The organism is Shinella sp. GW835-FHT14H05 (genome assembly GCF_058793575.1).
Map to the genome: position 1 here is coordinate 228,385 of NZ_JBXAFY010000003.1, position 15,256 is coordinate 243,640.

At 65.0% G+C, this 15,256-nt stretch carries 13 protein-coding genes; 7 read left to right on the forward strand and 6 right to left on the reverse strand.

What is annotated here, in order from left to right; translation table 11 throughout:
- Nucleotides 1-60: 60 nt before the first annotated feature.
- On the forward strand, nucleotides 61-1,590 hold the full coding sequence (locus tag AC1Q6Z_RS12315; RefSeq protein WP_492648016.1) for an FGGY-family carbohydrate kinase: 1,530 nt from the start codon (nucleotides 61-63) through the stop codon (nucleotides 1,588-1,590).
- Nucleotides 1,591-1,811: 221 nt separating this feature from the next.
- Complete coding sequence (locus AC1Q6Z_RS12320) at nucleotides 1,812-3,821, forward strand: putative bifunctional diguanylate cyclase/phosphodiesterase (RefSeq protein ID WP_492648017.1); 2,010 nt, start codon at nucleotides 1,812-1,814, stop codon at nucleotides 3,819-3,821.
- 14 nt (nucleotides 3,822-3,835) lie between these two features.
- Here AC1Q6Z_RS12320 and AC1Q6Z_RS12325 read toward each other — a convergent pair whose 3' ends face one another.
- Complete coding sequence (locus AC1Q6Z_RS12325; RefSeq protein ID WP_492648018.1) at nucleotides 3,836-4,498, reverse strand: GntR family transcriptional regulator; 663 nt, start codon at nucleotides 4,496-4,498, stop codon at nucleotides 3,836-3,838.
- A 241-nt stretch (nucleotides 4,499-4,739) separates the two neighbouring features.
- On the opposite strand from AC1Q6Z_RS12325, the gene AC1Q6Z_RS12330 reads away from it, so the two are divergent.
- The 5 genes from AC1Q6Z_RS12330 to AC1Q6Z_RS12350 are packed head-to-tail and all read left to right on the forward strand — an operon-like array spanning nucleotide 4,740 to nucleotide 10,930.
- Nucleotides 4,740-6,002 (forward strand): NRAMP family divalent metal transporter, encoded by a 1,263-nt coding sequence (locus AC1Q6Z_RS12330; protein ID WP_435265742.1) that lies wholly within the window; start codon nucleotides 4,740-4,742, stop codon nucleotides 6,000-6,002.
- Nucleotides 6,003-6,015: 13 nt separating this feature from the next.
- Complete coding sequence (locus tag AC1Q6Z_RS12335) at nucleotides 6,016-6,783, forward strand: LamB/YcsF family protein (protein ID WP_492648019.1); 768 nt, start codon at nucleotides 6,016-6,018, stop codon at nucleotides 6,781-6,783.
- Nucleotides 6,784-6,792: 9 nt separating this feature from the next.
- Nucleotides 6,793-7,602, forward strand: coding sequence for a putative hydro-lyase (locus AC1Q6Z_RS12340; RefSeq protein WP_492648020.1), 810 nt, complete (start codon nucleotides 6,793-6,795; stop codon nucleotides 7,600-7,602).
- 6 nt (nucleotides 7,603-7,608) lie between these two features.
- On the forward strand, nucleotides 7,609-9,204 hold the full coding sequence (locus tag AC1Q6Z_RS12345; RefSeq protein ID WP_492648021.1) for a 5-oxoprolinase subunit B/C family protein: 1,596 nt from the start codon (nucleotides 7,609-7,611) through the stop codon (nucleotides 9,202-9,204).
- Nucleotides 9,205-9,208: 4 nt separating this feature from the next.
- Nucleotides 9,209-10,930 carry an acetyl/propionyl/methylcrotonyl-CoA carboxylase subunit alpha gene (locus tag AC1Q6Z_RS12350; RefSeq protein WP_492648022.1) on the forward strand — a complete coding sequence of 574 codons (1,722 nt, stop codon included), beginning with the start codon at nucleotides 9,209-9,211 and terminating at the stop codon, nucleotides 10,928-10,930.
- A gap of 25 nt (nucleotides 10,931-10,955) precedes the next feature.
- Here AC1Q6Z_RS12350 and AC1Q6Z_RS12355 read toward each other — a convergent pair whose 3' ends face one another.
- Genes AC1Q6Z_RS12355 through AC1Q6Z_RS12375 form a run of 5 tightly spaced genes read right to left on the reverse strand, consistent with a single transcriptional unit; the run spans nucleotide 10,956 to nucleotide 15,255 of the window.
- Entirely contained in the window at nucleotides 10,956-11,801 is an 846-nt protein-coding gene (locus AC1Q6Z_RS12355; RefSeq protein WP_492648023.1) for a cupin domain-containing protein, read from the reverse strand.
- Between the two features lie 16 nt (nucleotides 11,802-11,817).
- Nucleotides 11,818-12,381 (reverse strand): TetR/AcrR family transcriptional regulator, encoded by a 564-nt coding sequence (locus tag AC1Q6Z_RS12360; RefSeq protein WP_435265736.1) that lies wholly within the window; start codon nucleotides 12,379-12,381, stop codon nucleotides 11,818-11,820.
- A gap of 30 nt (nucleotides 12,382-12,411) precedes the next feature.
- Nucleotides 12,412-13,497 carry a Gfo/Idh/MocA family protein gene (locus AC1Q6Z_RS12365; protein WP_492648024.1) on the reverse strand — a complete coding sequence of 362 codons (1,086 nt, stop codon included), beginning with the start codon at nucleotides 13,495-13,497 and terminating at the stop codon, nucleotides 12,412-12,414.
- A 14-nt stretch (nucleotides 13,498-13,511) separates the two neighbouring features.
- On the reverse strand, nucleotides 13,512-14,351 hold the full coding sequence (locus AC1Q6Z_RS12370) for a carbohydrate ABC transporter permease (RefSeq protein WP_492648025.1): 840 nt from the start codon (nucleotides 14,349-14,351) through the stop codon (nucleotides 13,512-13,514).
- 1 nt (nucleotide 14,352) lies between these two features.
- Nucleotides 14,353-15,255: a carbohydrate ABC transporter permease gene (locus AC1Q6Z_RS12375; protein WP_319314358.1), complete on the reverse strand. Its 903-nt coding sequence runs from the start codon at nucleotides 15,253-15,255 to the stop codon at nucleotides 14,353-14,355.
- Nucleotide 15,256: the final 1 nt, after the last annotated feature.

Genomic DNA, 15,256 nt, shown 5'->3' on the forward strand with positions numbered 1-15,256 from the left:
TGAAGCGGTTTTCCGGCCGGAATTGCGTAAACGATAAATGCGCCTTGGGAGGGGTTCAGAATGCAAAACTATCTGCTGGGGCTCGATGCCGGCAACACCGTCATCAAGGCGGTGATTTTCGACCGCACGGGCCGGGAAGTGGCCTATGCGGGGGAGGAAGGCCATAGCCGCATGCCGCATCCCGGCCATGTCGAGCGCGATCTCGGTGAACTCTGGGCCAATGCCCGGCGCGTCATCCGCACCTGCCTCGACAAGGCGGGCATCGCGGCGAGCGACATCGCCGCGATCGGCTGCGCCGGCCACGGCAACGGGCTTTATGCGCTCGACCGGGGCGGCGAGCCGCTCATCGGCATCCAGTCGCTCGATACGCGGGCGACCGGCCTCGTCGAGGAATGGGCCACGCAGGGCGTCGGCGACCGGACCTATCCGCTCGCCCGCCAGCGCCCCTGGCCGTCCCAGACGCCGACCTTGCTCGCCTGGCTGAAGCGCAACCGGCCGGAGCTTTTCCAGCGCATCGGCACGGTGTTCTTCTCCAAGGATTTCGTGGTCAACCGGCTGACGGGAAAGCGCGTCAGCGAGGTATCGGACATGTCCGGCGCCGGGCTGCTCGATCTGGCAGGGCGTCGCTATGACAGGGCGCTGATGGAGGCCTATGGCCTTGGGGACTGCATGGACCTGCTGCCGCCGCTCATCGAAAGCGCCGACATTGCCGGCACGGTGACGGAAGAAGTGGCGCGGGAAACCGGGCTTGCCGCCGGCACGCCGGTCATCGGCGGGCTGTTCGACGTCGTTGCCTCGGCGCTGGGCTCGGGCGTGTCGCGCACCGGCAGTGCCTCGATCATCGCCGGCACCTGGAGCATCAACCAGGTCATCATCGACGGTCCGGATCTCGACGGCCCCGTCTTCATGTCCTCGACCTTCGACCGCACGCGCTACATGGCGATGGAAAACAGCGCCACCTCGGCCGCCAATCTGGAATGGCTGGTGCGGGAGTTCTTCGAGGGCGAACATGAGGAGGGCGTCTCGCCCTTCGATGCCTGCTGCGCCTTTGCCGCGGCGGTGGAGCCGGCGGCGGACGATCCGCTCTACCACCCCTATCTCTACGGCGCCCAGCAGGACGGCCACGCGCGGGCCGGCTTCTACGGCATTGCCGGCTGGCACACCAAGGGGCATCTCGTGCGCGCCCTGCTCGAAGGCGTCGCCTTCGGCCATCGCCACCATATCGAGACGATCCGCAAGGCGGGCGCCACCTTCGATGAAGCGGTGCTGTCGGGCGGCGGATCGCGCAGCAAGCTCTGGCCGCAGATCTTTGCCGACGTGCTCGGCGTGCCCGTGACCGTCGCCGTCTCACGCGAGACGGGGGCATTGGGCGCGGCGATCGCGGCGGGCACGGGCGTCGGCCTCTTCGCCGATTTCACGGAAGGGGCCAATGCCATGGTGCGGGTCGAGCGGCATTACCGGCCGAGTGGCGCGCTTGCCGCGCACTACAATCGCCGCTATGCGCTCTACAAGGATATCACCGAGGCCATGACGCCGCTCTGGCGGCGGCTTTCGGCGAGCGAGCCGAGGGCGGCGGACGCCGCGGCTTGATCACTTCGGGTAAGGCCCCGGCGATTTCATCGCCGGGGCCGGCTCGTTCGATCTGTGCCAAATAATGCCCGATAGAATGCAATCTCAAGGTTGTATTAGCACTTTCATCACTCTCTTGTGCTCCAATCGTCGATACCGAAGCGATGGCGTGGAATGAACGTGGTGAGACGGGGACGGCCTTTGGACGGGACGACAGCGACCGCTAACGCCAGAGGGCGGCCATGAAGCGATCCCCCAGGAGCACGCTTCGCCTGATTTCCGTCGCCTGGCCCTTCGTGTTGATCGTGCTTCTCCAGACGGCGTTTGCAACGTTCAGCCTTGAGGTCACCTCGTCGCTGCGCGCCTTCGTCAGCGGTGAAAGCCTGTGGTCCAAGGGCCAGCACGATGCGCTCTATTACCTCAACCGTTATGCCGAATCCGGCAATCGCTCCTTCGTCGACCGTTACCACGAGGCGATGGCGATACCGATGGGAGACCGCGCGGCGCGCCTGGCGCTGGAGGCGAGCCCGCCGGATATCGAGGCCGCATACCAGGGTTTCCTCGATGGCGCCAACCATCCGGACGACATCCCGAGCCTCATCTGGCTTTTCCGCTATTTCCGCTGGCTGCCCGTCATGGAAGCCTGCATTCGCGACTGGCGCACGGCCGAAGGCGTCCTGATGCAGTTGCTGCCGATCGGCGAGGCGGTTACATCCCAGCATGTCAACGATGTCGACCGCCGCGATATCACGCGCCAGCTCGACGAGATCAACGCGCTGGTGACGCCGCTCACCAAGCGCTTCTCCGATCGTCTCGGCGAGGGCACGCGCCAGGTGCAGACCGTGCTCCTTGTCAGCAACGTGGCGATGGCGCTGATCTTCATCCTGCTCACCGTTTGGCGGCTCAACAGCTTCCTCACGCACCGGCGCAGGATTGAGGAGCAACTGTCCTTCAGCGCCCATCACGACGACCTCACCGGCCTGCCGAACCGGCGGCTCTTCGAGGATGAACTCGGCCGCATGCTGGACGGGCCGCAGACCCGCCATGCGCTGATGTTCATCGATCTCGACCAGTTCAAGGCGGTGAACGACAATGGCGGCCATGCAGCGGGCGACGAGCTTCTGCGCCGGGTGGCGCGCGATCTCGTCAAGGCGATCCGCGGCACGGACCTGCTCGCACGGCTCGGCGGCGACGAGTTCGGCATCGTGCTGCCGAATTGTTCGCCGGAAGACGCGCTGCGTATCGCCATGCGGCTTCGTGAAATCACCGAGGCGATCGACTTTGTCTGGAACGGGCACCGTTATTCGATCAGCGCCTCGGTCGGCGTGGTGCATCTCGCCGAGCGTAGCTATACGCTGCAGGAAGCGCTGCGCGCTGCCGATATCGCCTGCTACATGGCGAAGGAGAAGGGGCGCAACCGCGTGCATGTCTTCGAGACGACCGATGCGGCGCAGACCCAGTTCACCGCCAATCTGCACTGGGTGCAGCGCCTGCACCGCGCGCTGGAAGAGGACAGCTTTCGGCTGTTCTCCCAGGCGATCGCGCCCGTCGGCGAGGCAGACGAGGCGGAAGAACATTGCGAAATCCTGCTCCGGCTGGAGGAGAACGGCAAGCTGCTGGCGCCGGGTGCCTTCATACCGGCTGCCGAACGTTTCGGCCTGATGCCCTCGCTCGATCGCTGGGTGGTGCGCAATGCGCTCGATATTATCGGCCGGCGCCGGGGTCCTATTTCGGGCACCTATTCCATCAACCTGAGCGGGCTAACGCTGAAGGACGATACCTTCCTGCCGTTCCTGCGCGATGCGCTGCGCCGCAGCCGGGTGCCGGCCGATGTGCTGTGCTTCGAGATCACGGAGACGAGCGCCATCGAGAACCTCGACGAGGCCATCGCCTTCATGAACGCGATGCGGGCCATGGGCTGCCGTTTCGCGCTCGACGATTTTGGCGTGGGCATGTCGTCCTTGACCTACCTGAAGCGCCTGCCGGTCGATTACGTGAAGATCGACGGCAGCTTCGTGCGCGACATGCTGAAGGACAAGGCGGACTGGATGACCGTCGAGATGATCAACCAGATCTCGCATCTCGCCGGGCGCAAGACGATCGCCGAATTCGTTGAAAATACGGAGATTTTCGCCGCACTGCAAACCATCGGCGTGGACTATGCGCAGGGCTATTCGATCGGCCGTCCGGAGCCTTTTCGCGCGGAGGCGACGGGTCTTGTCGTGCCGCTGCGCCGCGCCGACGTGGCCTAGGCGCGAGACGCGCGCTAGACCTGTTCCGAGGCCCGCTCCAGCGCCTTCAGCATCGTGCGTTCGGCGAGGTTGAGATAGGTCTCCATCTGTGCTGCCGCCTCATGCGGCTTGTTGGTCTCGACCAGCGTCGTGATGGCGTCGTTCATGTCGACGAAGGGGGAATGCAGGTGTTCCGGGTCGTTCAGGAGCCCGAAGCACAGGCGCAGTTCGGCCGCGATGCGCTCATAGAATTCGTTGAGCCGCACGCTGTCGGAGAGGTCGATGATGGCGGCGTGGAATTTCATGTTGGCGCTGCCGACGCCGATCCAGTTCGCCTGGTCGCGCTCTAGCCGCGCCATCGTCACGGCCTCGCGCATGACGCGGATGGCCGGGTGCTGCTGCCAGGCCTGGCGCAGCGCGCCACATTCCAGCATGCGCCGCACGCGGTAGATATCGATGATCGACGCCATGCTGGGCACCGCGACGAAGACGCCGCGATTGGCCTCGTGGCGCAGCAATCCATCCTTGGTAAGCAGGCGGAAGGCTTCGCGCAGCGAATTGCGCGAGACGTCGAAACGCTCGCTAAAGGCGGCCTCCGACAGGCGCTGGCCGGGCGCAAGCTCGCCCGAGATCAGCAGCGTGCGAATGCGCCGCGCCAGTCGATCCGCAAGCGGCAGGCCATCTCCGTCGTCCGTCATTCCACTCTCCCCGGCCCGGCATTTCCGCGTCCGAACCCTCTTTCATCGCTGCCATTAGCACGAATGCGGGGGCAGTGGAGCCGGAAACTGTCCCGAATCTCGCGCTATGTGGTTGGTAAAAAGGCATAAATAAGGAACGATACAGAAATATTGTTGAACAATATTGACATTTTTGTGTAGCAGTTCATCATTCGGTCATGGAATCCGCGAGGGGCGGATGGAGTGAGAGCGGAGAAATCTCATGGAACAGAGTTCAGCCGTGCCTGCCGGCCAGGGTGTGGTCGCGCAAGGCATTCATACGGTCAAATCCCGTCGGTCGGCGCTTGTTGCCGCAATCTTCCTGATGGCGACATCCGCCATCGGCCCGGGCTTCATCACCCAGACGGCGACCTTTACCACCAAGCTGGGTGCCGCCTTCGCCTTCGGCATTCTTGCCTCGATCCTCATCGACTTCGTCGTTCAGCTCAATATCTGGCGCATCGTCACCCTGACGCGCATGCGCGCCTCCGATGTCGCCAATGCCGCCATTCCCGGTTCCGGCCATCTGCTGGCCGTGCTCGTCATCGTGGGCGGGCTGTTCTTCAACATCGGCAATATCGGCGGCACGGGCCTCGGCCTCAACGCCATCTTCGGCCTCGATCCGAAGATCGGCGGTGCCATCAGTGCCGTTTTCTCGATCGGCATCTTCCTGTCGAAGCGCGCCGGGCTTGCCGTCGACCGCTTCATCATCTTCGCTGGCATCCTGATGATCGTGCTGACGCTCTACGTCGCGTTTGTCTCCGGTCCGCCCGTTGGTGACGCGCTGTTCCAGACGGTCCTGCCGGACACGATCGATTTTGCCACCATCACGACGATCGTCGGCGGTACTGTCGGCGGCTACATCACCTATTCCGGCGCGCATCGTCTGCTCGATCGCGGCATGGTCGGCGTCGAGAACCTGCCCGCCGTCAACCGCGCGGCACTGACCGGCATCACCGTTACCGGCCTGATGCGCTACGTGCTGTTCCTCGCCATCCTCGGCGTTGTTGCCAGCGGCGTTGTCATCGATACGTCCGGCCAGGGCGCAAACCCTGCCGCGCAGGCCTTCCAGGCGGCAGCCGGCAATGTCGGCCTGCGTCTCTTCGGCATCATCTTCTGGGCTGCGGCCATCACCAGCGTCATCGGTGCGGCCTATACGTCGGTCTCTTTCATCACCGTCTTCAAGCAGGACATCAGCGAACATGCCCGCAACATGGCAACGGTGGTCTTCATCGCCATCTCGCTCGTCTGCTACCTGCTGATGACGACTCCGCCGGCCGCGATGCTGGTCTTCGTCGGCGGCCTCAATGGCCTCATCCTGCCGATCGGCCTTTCCATCTTCCTCTTCGCCGCCTGGAAGCGCGAGGACCTGATGGGCGGCTATCGTTACCCGCGCTGGCTGCTGGCCCTAGGCGTCCTGGTCTGCGCACTGACATGGTATATGGGCTACAAGTCGGCCGGCACCATCTTCAGCCTGCTCGGTTAAAGGGAGAAAGACCATGGTAGCGATCGATCTCAACAGTGATCTCGGCGAAAGCTATGGCGCCTGGCGCATGGGCGACGATGCCGCCATGCTCGCCGTCGTCTCCTCGGCCAACATCGCCTGCGGTTTCCACGCCGGCGACCCGGCCGGCATCTACCGCACCGTCAAGGCGGCGGCGGAAAACGGCGTCGTCATCGGCGCCCATGTCTCCTATCCGGACCGCGTCGGCTTCGGCCGGCGCGACCTGGATGCGACCTCGGAAGAACTGATCGCCGACGTGATCTACCAGATCGGCGCGCTGAAGGGCGTCGCCGCGGCGGCCGGAGCGACCGTGCGCTACGTCAAGCCGCACGGCGCGCTCTACAACCGCATCGCCCATGATGCCAAGCAGGGCCAGGCGGTGATCGACGGTATCAAGGCGATCGATCCGTCGCTCGTCCTGATGGGCCTCGCCAATGCGCCGATCCTCGATCTCGCGCGCCGTGCCGGCCTTGCCGTCGTCGCCGAAGCCTTCGCCGACCGGGCCTATACGCCGAAGGGCGAGCTCGTCTCCCGCCGCGAGGCCGGTGCCGTGCTGCACGACGCGCAAAAAATCGCCGACCGCATGGTGCAACTCGCCCGCGAAGGCACGCTGGAGGCGATCGACGGCAGCGTCATCCGCATCGAGGCGCAGTCGATCTGCGTGCATGGCGACAGCCCCGGCGCGGTCGCCATCGCGCAAGAAATCCGCCGTCGTTTCGAGGCGGAAGGCATCGCCATCCGCTCCTTCGCCGACAAGAGCTGAGGCGCGGCCATGACGATCCCCACAGCCTATCTCAACCACACCGATGCCACAGCCGCCCGCAATGCGCGAAAAACCTATCGTGACGGCCGCATCGAACCGACCTCTGGAGTGGCGCCGGGCTTCACGCAGGCCAACATGATCGTGCTGCCGCGCGACTGGGCCTTCGATTTCCTGCTCTACGCGCAGCGCAATCCAAAACCGTGTCCGGTGCTGGACGTTTCCGACCCGGGCGCGCCAACAACGCTGCTGGCGCCCGGTGCGGACCTGCGCACCGACCTGCCGCTTTATCGCATCTGGCGGGACGGCAAGCTTGTCGAAGAGACGCCCGACGCGACTGCGGCCTGGGCAGAGCGCGACGACCTCGTCGCCTTCCTGATCGGTTGCTCCTTCACCTTCGAGACGCCGATGGTGGAGGCGGGTATCGAGATCCGGCATATGACGGACAAGAGCAACGTGCCGATGTACCTCACCAACAAGGCCTGCCGCCCCGCCGGGCGCCTCAAGGGCAATATGGTCGTCTCCATGCGGCCGATCCCGGCCGCGCGGGTGGCGGATGCGGCAACGATTTCCGGCCGTTTCCCGGCGGTACACGGCGCGCCGGTACATGTCGGGGCACCCGAAGAGATCGGCATTACCGATCTCGCTAAACCGGATTTCGGCGACGCGGTGCGCATCGAACCCGGTGAAGTGCCGGTGTTCTGGGCGTGCGGCGTGACCCCGCAGGCGGCCGTGATGGCCTCGGGCGTGCCCTTCGCCATCACGCATGCTCCCGGCTACATGTTTATCACCGATATCCCCGATTCCGCCTATCATGCGTGAGGGTTCATGCGCTTTCTTCCCGTCAGCCTGACCACCATCCTCGTCGAGCTCGCCGATCTCGACGAGACGCTCGCCCTCTTCGCCTCGCTTCAGGCGGAGCCCATCGCCGGCATTGCGGAAATGGTGCCGGCCGCCCGCACGCTGATGATCCGCTTCCACCCGGAAAAGATCTCTGCCGCGGAACTCGCGGCGCGCATCGGCACGCGTGACCTTTCGGCGAGGATTGCGCCCTCGGAGAATCTGGTCGAAATCCCGGTGCGTTATGACGGCGAAGACCTGGCCGACGTGGCGGAACTCATCGGCCTCAGCGTCGAGGAGGTCATCCGCCGCCATACCGAAAGCGAATTCACGGTCGCCTTCTGCGGTTTTGCGCCCGGCTTCGGCTATCTCGTCGGCGGTGATCCGTCCTTGCATGTGCCGCGACGCAAGAGCCCGCGCACCCGCATCCCGGCCGGCTCCGTGGCGATCGCCGGTGCCTTCAGCGGCGTCTACCCGCAGGCAAGCCCCGGCGGCTGGCAGATCATCGGCACGACGCCCGTCAAAATGTGGGACATCGACCGCGATCCGGGCGCTCTGTTCCAGCCCGGCTACCGCGTCCGCTTCTTCGACCTCGAAAAATCGGGCAAGACGGTCAGCATACCCGCATCCGCGCCTCGCCCGGAAAGCAGCGTCGCGGCGGATGCACCGCAGTTCAAGGTGCTCGCATCCCCCATGCCGGCGCTGTTCCAGGACCTCGGCCGCTTCGGCCAGACGGGGCAGGGCGTTTCCGCCTCCGGCGCGCTCGACCGCGGCGCCTTCAATGCCGTAAACCGCATCGTCGGCAATCCGGCAAACACGCCGGCCCTCGAACTCACCCTCGGTGGCATTTCCTTCGAGAGCAATGTTCGTGCGGTGATCGGCCTTGCCGGCGCGCCGTGTCCCGTGACGGTGCGCGACGCCTCCGGTCGCGAAAACCAATTCGAGATCAACCAGCCCATCTCGCTGGAGCCCGGCGACGTCGTGACGATCGGCCATCCCCGCAAGGGTATGCGATCCTATCTCGCCGTGCGCGGTGGCTTCGATGTCGCGCCGATCCTCGGCAGCGCGGCGACCGATACGCTGGCGGTGGTCGGCCCCGAGCCGGTGACGGCCGGGACTGTGCTTGCGCTGAGAGACTGCAAGGACGGGCTCACGAGCGTCTCAACCGACGAAATCTCCGCTTTCGATCCGCCGTCGGCCGGCGATGTGGTGACGCTTGAGGTGGTGCTCGGCCCGCGCACGGACTGGTTCACGCAGAAGGGCATCGAGACGCTGACGGGCCAGCTCTGGCAGGTGACGCCGCAATCGAGCCGCGTTGGCATCCGCCTTGCCGGCGATACCCCGCTGGAGCGCAAGGACAGCGCCGAGCTGCCGAGCGAGGGCACGGCGACCGGCGCGATCCAGGTGCCGCACAGCGGGCAGCCGGTGCTCTTCCTCGCCGATCATCCGCTGACCGGCGGTTATCCCGTCATCGGTGCGGTCGCCGAATATCATCTCGATCTCGCCGGCCAGATCCCTATCAACGCCAAGATTCGCTTCCGCCCGATCGGCCCCTTCGCCGATATCGCGAACCGCCAGGAGTAACGCCATGAAGAAAGTGCTGATTGCCAATCGTGGCGAAATCGCTGTGCGCATCCTGCGCGCCTGCCGGGACCACGGCCTCCAGTCGGTGGCGGTCTATGCGGATCCGGACGCCGATGCGCTCTTCGTGCGGCTTGCCGACGAGGCCTACGGGCTCGGCGGCGTGCGTCCGGCGGAAACTTATCTCGACATCGAAAAGCTGATCGCCATCGCCAAGCGCGCCGGCGCCGATGCCGTGCATCCGGGCTACGGCTTCCTCTCCGAGCGCGCCGAATTCGCCAAGGCGGTGCAGGATGCCGGCCTTAACTGGATCGGGCCGGACCCGCATGTGATCGAGGCACTCGGCGACAAGGTCGAGGCGCGGCGCATCGCGCAGAATGTCGGCGCCCCGCTCGTTGCCGGCAGTGATGGTCCGGTTTCCTCCGCGGCCGAGGTCATTGCCTTTGCGGAAGAACATGGCTTGCCGGTCGCCATCAAGGCCGCCTATGGCGGCGGCGGGCGCGGCATCAAGGTCGCCTGGAAGATGGAGGAGGTCGCCGACCTCTACGAATCCGCCGTGCGCGAGGCGACCGCCGCCTTCGGCCGCGGCGAATGTTTCCTCGAACGTTTCCTCGACCGGCCGCGCCATATCGAGGCGCAGGTCATCGCCGACAAACACGGCAATGTGCTGGTGCTCGGCACCCGCGACTGCTCGGCGCAGCGGCGCAACCAGAAACTCATCGAAGAGGCGCCGGCGCCCTTCCTGACACCGGAACAGCGCCAGAAGATCCACGATGCCGCAAAGGCGATCTGCGCCGCGGCCGGCTATTCCGGCGCCGGCACGGTGGAGTTCCTGCTCGGCGTCGACGGCACGATCTCCTTCCTGGAGGTTAATACCCGCCTTCAGGTCGAGCACCCGGTGACGGAAGAAACCACCGGCATCGACCTCGTCATCGAGCAGTTCCGCATCGCCGAGGGTGAGCCTTTGCGCGTTCTCGAAACCCCGGAACCGCGCGGCCATTCCATCGAGTTCCGCATCAATGCCGAAGACCCGGGCCGCGGCTTCCTGCCGACGCCGGGCACGATCACCGTCTTCGATCCGCCGTCCGGCCCGGGCGTGCGCGTCGACAGCGGCGTCGTCAGCGGTTCCAGCATCCCGGGCGTCTTCGACTCGCTGATGGCCAAGCTGATCGTTACCGGTGCGACGCGCGAAGAGGCGCTGCGCCGCGCCCGCCGGGCGCTGAAGGAATTCCGCATCGAGGGCGTGGCGACGGTCCTGCCGTTCCACCGCGCGGCGATCGACACCGCGGATTTCATCGGCACCGATGGCTTCAAGGTGCATACCCGCTGGATCGAGACCGATTTCGCCGCCATGCCGGACGCCATGGCACGGCCGGAGCCGGCGGCCGATCCGACGCTGATCCGCACCCACCTGGAAATCGACGGCAAGCGCGTCGCGCTGGCGCTGCCGAGCCTGCTGTTCGCGGGCTTCGGAACGGCCGACCAGGGCGTGGCCACTGCTGGCAGCAAGCCGGCCGAGGATGGCATCGCCGCCCCGGTCTCCGGCACGCTGCAAAGCTTCAAGATCGCTGATGGCGCAACTGTCACCGAAGGCGAGCTGGTGGCGGTGATGGAGGCGATGAAGATGGAAACGCAGGTTCTCGCCCCGAAGGCCGGAAAACTGCGCCTCCGCGTCAAGGAAGGCGATTACCTGCAAGCCGGCGACACGCTGATGGTGTTCGAAGGCTGATGTCCCTGGGCTTCCGCGTCCCGGATCAATAATCCGGGGCGGTGCCGAAGACGAATTCGCAGGGCGTGTGCGCCATGTTGAAATACTGGTGGTCGAAGCCGGCGGGAATGTAGAAGCCGTCGCGCGGGTTGAGTTCGAACCAGGCCTGGCCCTCGGCATCGGGAATGTGGATGTTGAGCACGCCGGAGACGACATAGAGGCATTCGTCGCCCTTGTGGCGCTCCACGCGCGTACGCTTGCCCCCGAGCACTGTCGTCTTGCCGACGGTCAGCTGGTCCGTCGCGCAGTAAAAGCCGGTATAGGCGCCCTGCGTTTCCGCATCGAGGCTCCAGAGCATGTCGGCATCGCGCTTCGGATGGATCGTGCGGGCCTCGCGCTGCGCCTCCGCCGCCATCGGCCAGCGGCCTAGAAAATCCTGCTGGATGTAGCGGTTTTCAGAAAGCAGCGGCTTGGTGCGGGCATAGGGACCGGAGGTGCCCTTGGCCGGCGGCGGCGCGAAGAATTCCAGCACGCGCACCTGCTCCTCGCCGAGGTTGAAGCCGTGGTGCCAGGTGTCCTTGCGGAAGAACAGCGCCTCGCCCTGCTTGGCGATGCAGACTTCGCCGGTTTCCGGGTTGGCAAGGCCCAGCGTGCCGCTGATCACATAGAGCAGTTCATCCGCGCCAAAAATCGTGCGGAAGGCGTCGGTGTGCTTGAAGCAGCCGCCGGGCTGCATGCCGAAGACGATCTGGTGGATGTTTTCCGTGGACGCATAGATCCAGTCGTCGACGAGGCCGGCATTTTCCTCGCCCCACAGATGGCGTGTGACGCCGGCATAGGGAATGTGGCTCGGCCGGTCGAAGACGGGACGGGGGGACGGCTTGTAGCCCATGGAAAACTCCTTTGTTTCAAGGCGATGAAGCGGGGCGGGTGCGGGCGATCAGCCGCTCGATGACGGCCTGCTTCATGGCGGGGTCGAGATGCATGACGTTGAAGACCTCCGCCATCCACATGCCTTCGATGGCAAGGCGGATGATGGTGGCTTCCACCGGGTCGAGGCCGTCCTTTTCGACGGCCGCCTGGCAGCGGATGTTCTGCTGGTGGACGATTTCGAGAAGATCGGGAAAGTTCGACAGCGCTGCGGTGATGCTGGCGCCGAGGCGGTCGTACTGGTCGCCGGTGCTGGCGGCGTCGCCCATGGTCGCCGCCACATAGGCGCGGGTATAGCGGCCATGCGGCTCGGCGTCGGTGCCCTCAAGCCCGGCAAGGCCGGTCTCGAAGCGATAGACGAAGCGTTCGACCATGGCGCGCACCAGCGCGTCCTTGCTGGCAAAATGGTAGAGGATGCCGCCCTTGGAAAGCCCAGTCACCTCCGCCACCTTGTCGAAGGTGAGCGTCGAGACGCCGTCCTTGACGACGATCTCCTCGGCCGCGGTGAGGATGCGTTCGCGTGCGGTGCCACGTCTTGCCATGTCGATACCCATGCTGTTGCGATCTTCCCGCTATAGCTGCGAACTCTCGCGCAGGCGACCGACGATATCCGCCATCAGGGCGAGGTCCTGGCGGGAATCGTCGAGCGTCGTCTTCGGCGTGGTGCCGTTCACGAGATGATCGTGGAAGGCGCGCAGCTCGATGGCGAAGGGATCGGTGTAGTTCGGGCCGAAGACCCGCGTTTCGGTCTCGGTGTCGGTTGAATCCGTCACTTCCAGCGAGGTCGGCAGGTTGCGGATGTAAGGCGTGTCGTAGCCGAAGCTGAGGCGGCGGCGGTCGGCGTAGACCTCGATGCGGGCGTCGAAGCGCGCGACATTGTCGATCAGGGCCTCGTAGATCGCGGTAAAGTGGCCATAGTCGAAGAGCGCCACGATCTGCTCGCCGTTCTGCTTGTGATGGGCGGCGATGACGCGCTGCGGCAGGCCGATCAGCTCGCGCATGGCAGAAAGGCTGTGCGAGGAGAGCCCCGTCAGCACCTGGTAGGCGCGCATCAGGCTGGGGGAGGCGTCCTTGCCGGCGACGTCGCACAGCAGTGCTTCGGTTTCCGATCGCGACTGCGCGAGGAAGCCGGCATCGAGATCGGGCGGATAAAAGATGTTGCGGGTCTGGCGGATGAAGAACGGGCCTTCGCAGATGAGGTCGCGGACGCGCACGTACCGCAGGTCCTCCTGCGGCGGCATCATCTCCTTCGCCTTCAGGAAGCTTGGCGAATAGCGCCGCATATAGGCGACGAAGACGAGGAGGCCGGACGCTTTCGCCAGCGGCGCCACGTCGTCGATTTCGCCGAGCGTCAGGCAGGCGGGTTTTTCGAGGAAGACATGTTTGCCGGCCTTCAGCGCCAGGTCGAGATAGTGGCGGTGCGTCTGGTCGGGCGTCAGGATGAAGACGGCATCGATATCCGGCGATGCGACCAACGCCTCGGCGCTCTCATAGGCGCGGGTGGTTGCATAGCGCTCGGCGCAATGGGCCGTCAGGCTCGGCGAGACGTCGAAGACGCCCGCCACTTCGAACAGATGGCGGTGATCGGCGAGGATCGGCAGGTGCATCAACTGGCTCACCTCGCCAAGACCGATGAGACCGACACGAACGATACGCATGAAAAGAACCTTTCCTAACCCTTGACCGCTCCGGCCGTGAGGCCGGAGACGATGTATTTCTGGAAGATGAGCGCCAGCACGATCAGCGGCACGGTGACGATGGTCGAGGCGGCCATGATGGCGCCATAGGGGAACTCGTAGCGGCTGGAGCCGGAGATGAGGGCAATCGCGACTGGGACCGTGCGGTTCTCGTCCGTCAGGATGAAGGTCAGCGCGAACATGAACTCGTTCCACGAGGCGATGAAGGCGAGCAGGCCCGTCGACATCAGCGCTGGCCCCATCATCGGCAGGAAGATGCAGCGCACGATCCTGAGCGGCGAGCAGCCGTCCATGATGGCCGCCTCCTCGATCTGCCGCGGCAGGCTGCGCATGAAGGTGGTCAGCACCCAGATGTTGAAGGGCAGGGTGAAGATCATGTAGGCGAAGATCAGCGAGCCCAGCGTGTTGTAGAGCCTGAGCCAGCGGATCATCTCGAAGAGGCCGGAGAGCAGCGCGATCTGCGGGAACATCGAGACCGCGAGGAACAGGAGCATGATCGGCGAGCGACCGCGGAAATCGATGCGGCCGAGCGCATAGGCGGCGGCGATCGCCAGCCCCAGCGAGAGCGCCACGACGGAGGCGGCGACGATCAGCGAGTTCATCAGGCTGCGCAGGAACACGCCATCCGACAGGATCGCCTCGTAATTGTTGAACTTCAGGTCCGGCAGGAAGGTGACGTCGAAGATCGCCTGGCCGGATTTCAGCGAGGAGGCGATCATCCAGTAGAAGGGAAACAGCGTGTAGAGCGCGACCACGGTGAAGAGCGAGTAGATCGCGATGCGGTGGAGGCGTCTGTTGGCTCTGCTGCGCACCATGTCACACCCCCAGGAGCCGGCGGTTGAGCCGGAAGACGGTCACGTAGATCGCGGTGACGATCGCGATCATCAGGAAGATCGCCGCACTTGCCGCCGAGCCGACGCCCATGTCCTGGAAATTGACCAGAACCTCGCGGGCGTAGATCGACACGGTCTTCGTGTCGTCGCTGTTCGAGGAGAGGACGAAGCTCAGATCGAACATGCGCAACGCATCGAGCAGGCGGAAGAGCACCGCGACGGCGATGCTCGGCGCCAGCAGCGGCAGGGTCAGCGCGGTGAACTGCCGCCATTCCGACACGCCGTCGATCGAGGCGGCCTCGTAGATGCTTTTGGGCAGCATCTGCAACCCGGCAAGGATGAGCAGCACCATGAAGGGGGTGGTGATCCAGACGTCGACGGCGATGATGACCGGCATGACGAGATCCGGATTGGCCGTCCAGGCGATGCCGTTGTCGATGAGCCCCATCAGCTTCAGCACATGGTTGAGAATGCCGAACTGGTCATGCAGCATCCACTGCCACATGCGCGCGCTGACGACGACGGGGATGGACCATGGAATGAGGATGACCGCACGCATCAGGCCGCGGCCGCCGATATGGGCGTTCAGCAGGAGCGCGATGGCGAGCCCCAGCACCGTCTCGATCGAGACCGAGATAACGGTAAAAAACAGCGTGTTGCGCACCGACTGCCACCAGAGCGGATCCTCGAACAGGGTGAAATAGTTCTCGAAGCCGATGTAGTCGTAGATGTCCGGCTCGGTGAGATAGGCATCGGTGAAAGAGAACAGGAACGTCCGCCCGAGCGGCCAGAGTGCCACCGCGAAGAGCACGACGAGGCTCGGTGCGAGAAACAGCCAGGCCGTTCGCGCCCGCATCGCGTTGAGGCCGATGCGCATCGTCGCCATG

What these genes read in the sequence shown, in the direction of transcription:
- AC1Q6Z_RS12345 (WP_492648021.1), top strand. Translation starts at nt 7,609, where the DNA reads ATGCGCTTTCTTCCCGTCAGCCTGACCACCATCCTCGTCGAGCTCGCC.
- AC1Q6Z_RS12350 (WP_492648022.1), top strand. Translation starts at nt 9,209, where the DNA reads ATGAAGAAAGTGCTGATTGCCAATCGTGGCGAAATCGCTGTGCGCATC.
- AC1Q6Z_RS12360 (WP_435265736.1), bottom strand. Translation starts at nt 12,381, where the DNA reads ATGGCAAGACGTGGCACCGCACGCGAACGCATCCTCACCGCGGCCGAG.
- AC1Q6Z_RS12335 (WP_492648019.1), top strand. Translation starts at nt 6,016, where the DNA reads ATGGTAGCGATCGATCTCAACAGTGATCTCGGCGAAAGCTATGGCGCC.
- AC1Q6Z_RS12375 (WP_319314358.1), bottom strand. Translation starts at nt 15,255, where the DNA reads ATGGCGACGATGCGCATCGGCCTCAACGCGATGCGGGCGCGAACGGCC.
- AC1Q6Z_RS12340 (WP_492648020.1), top strand. Translation starts at nt 6,793, where the DNA reads ATGACGATCCCCACAGCCTATCTCAACCACACCGATGCCACAGCCGCC.
- AC1Q6Z_RS12325 (WP_492648018.1), bottom strand. Translation starts at nt 4,498, where the DNA reads ATGACGGACGACGGAGATGGCCTGCCGCTTGCGGATCGACTGGCGCGG.
- AC1Q6Z_RS12330 (WP_435265742.1), top strand. Translation starts at nt 4,740, where the DNA reads ATGGAACAGAGTTCAGCCGTGCCTGCCGGCCAGGGTGTGGTCGCGCAA.
- AC1Q6Z_RS12365 (WP_492648024.1), bottom strand. Translation starts at nt 13,497, where the DNA reads ATGCGTATCGTTCGTGTCGGTCTCATCGGTCTTGGCGAGGTGAGCCAG.
- AC1Q6Z_RS12355 (WP_492648023.1), bottom strand. Translation starts at nt 11,801, where the DNA reads ATGGGCTACAAGCCGTCCCCCCGTCCCGTCTTCGACCGGCCGAGCCAC.
- AC1Q6Z_RS12320 (WP_492648017.1), top strand. Translation starts at nt 1,812, where the DNA reads ATGAAGCGATCCCCCAGGAGCACGCTTCGCCTGATTTCCGTCGCCTGG.
- AC1Q6Z_RS12315 (WP_492648016.1), top strand. Translation starts at nt 61, where the DNA reads ATGCAAAACTATCTGCTGGGGCTCGATGCCGGCAACACCGTCATCAAG.
- AC1Q6Z_RS12370 (WP_492648025.1), bottom strand. Translation starts at nt 14,351, where the DNA reads ATGGTGCGCAGCAGAGCCAACAGACGCCTCCACCGCATCGCGATCTAC.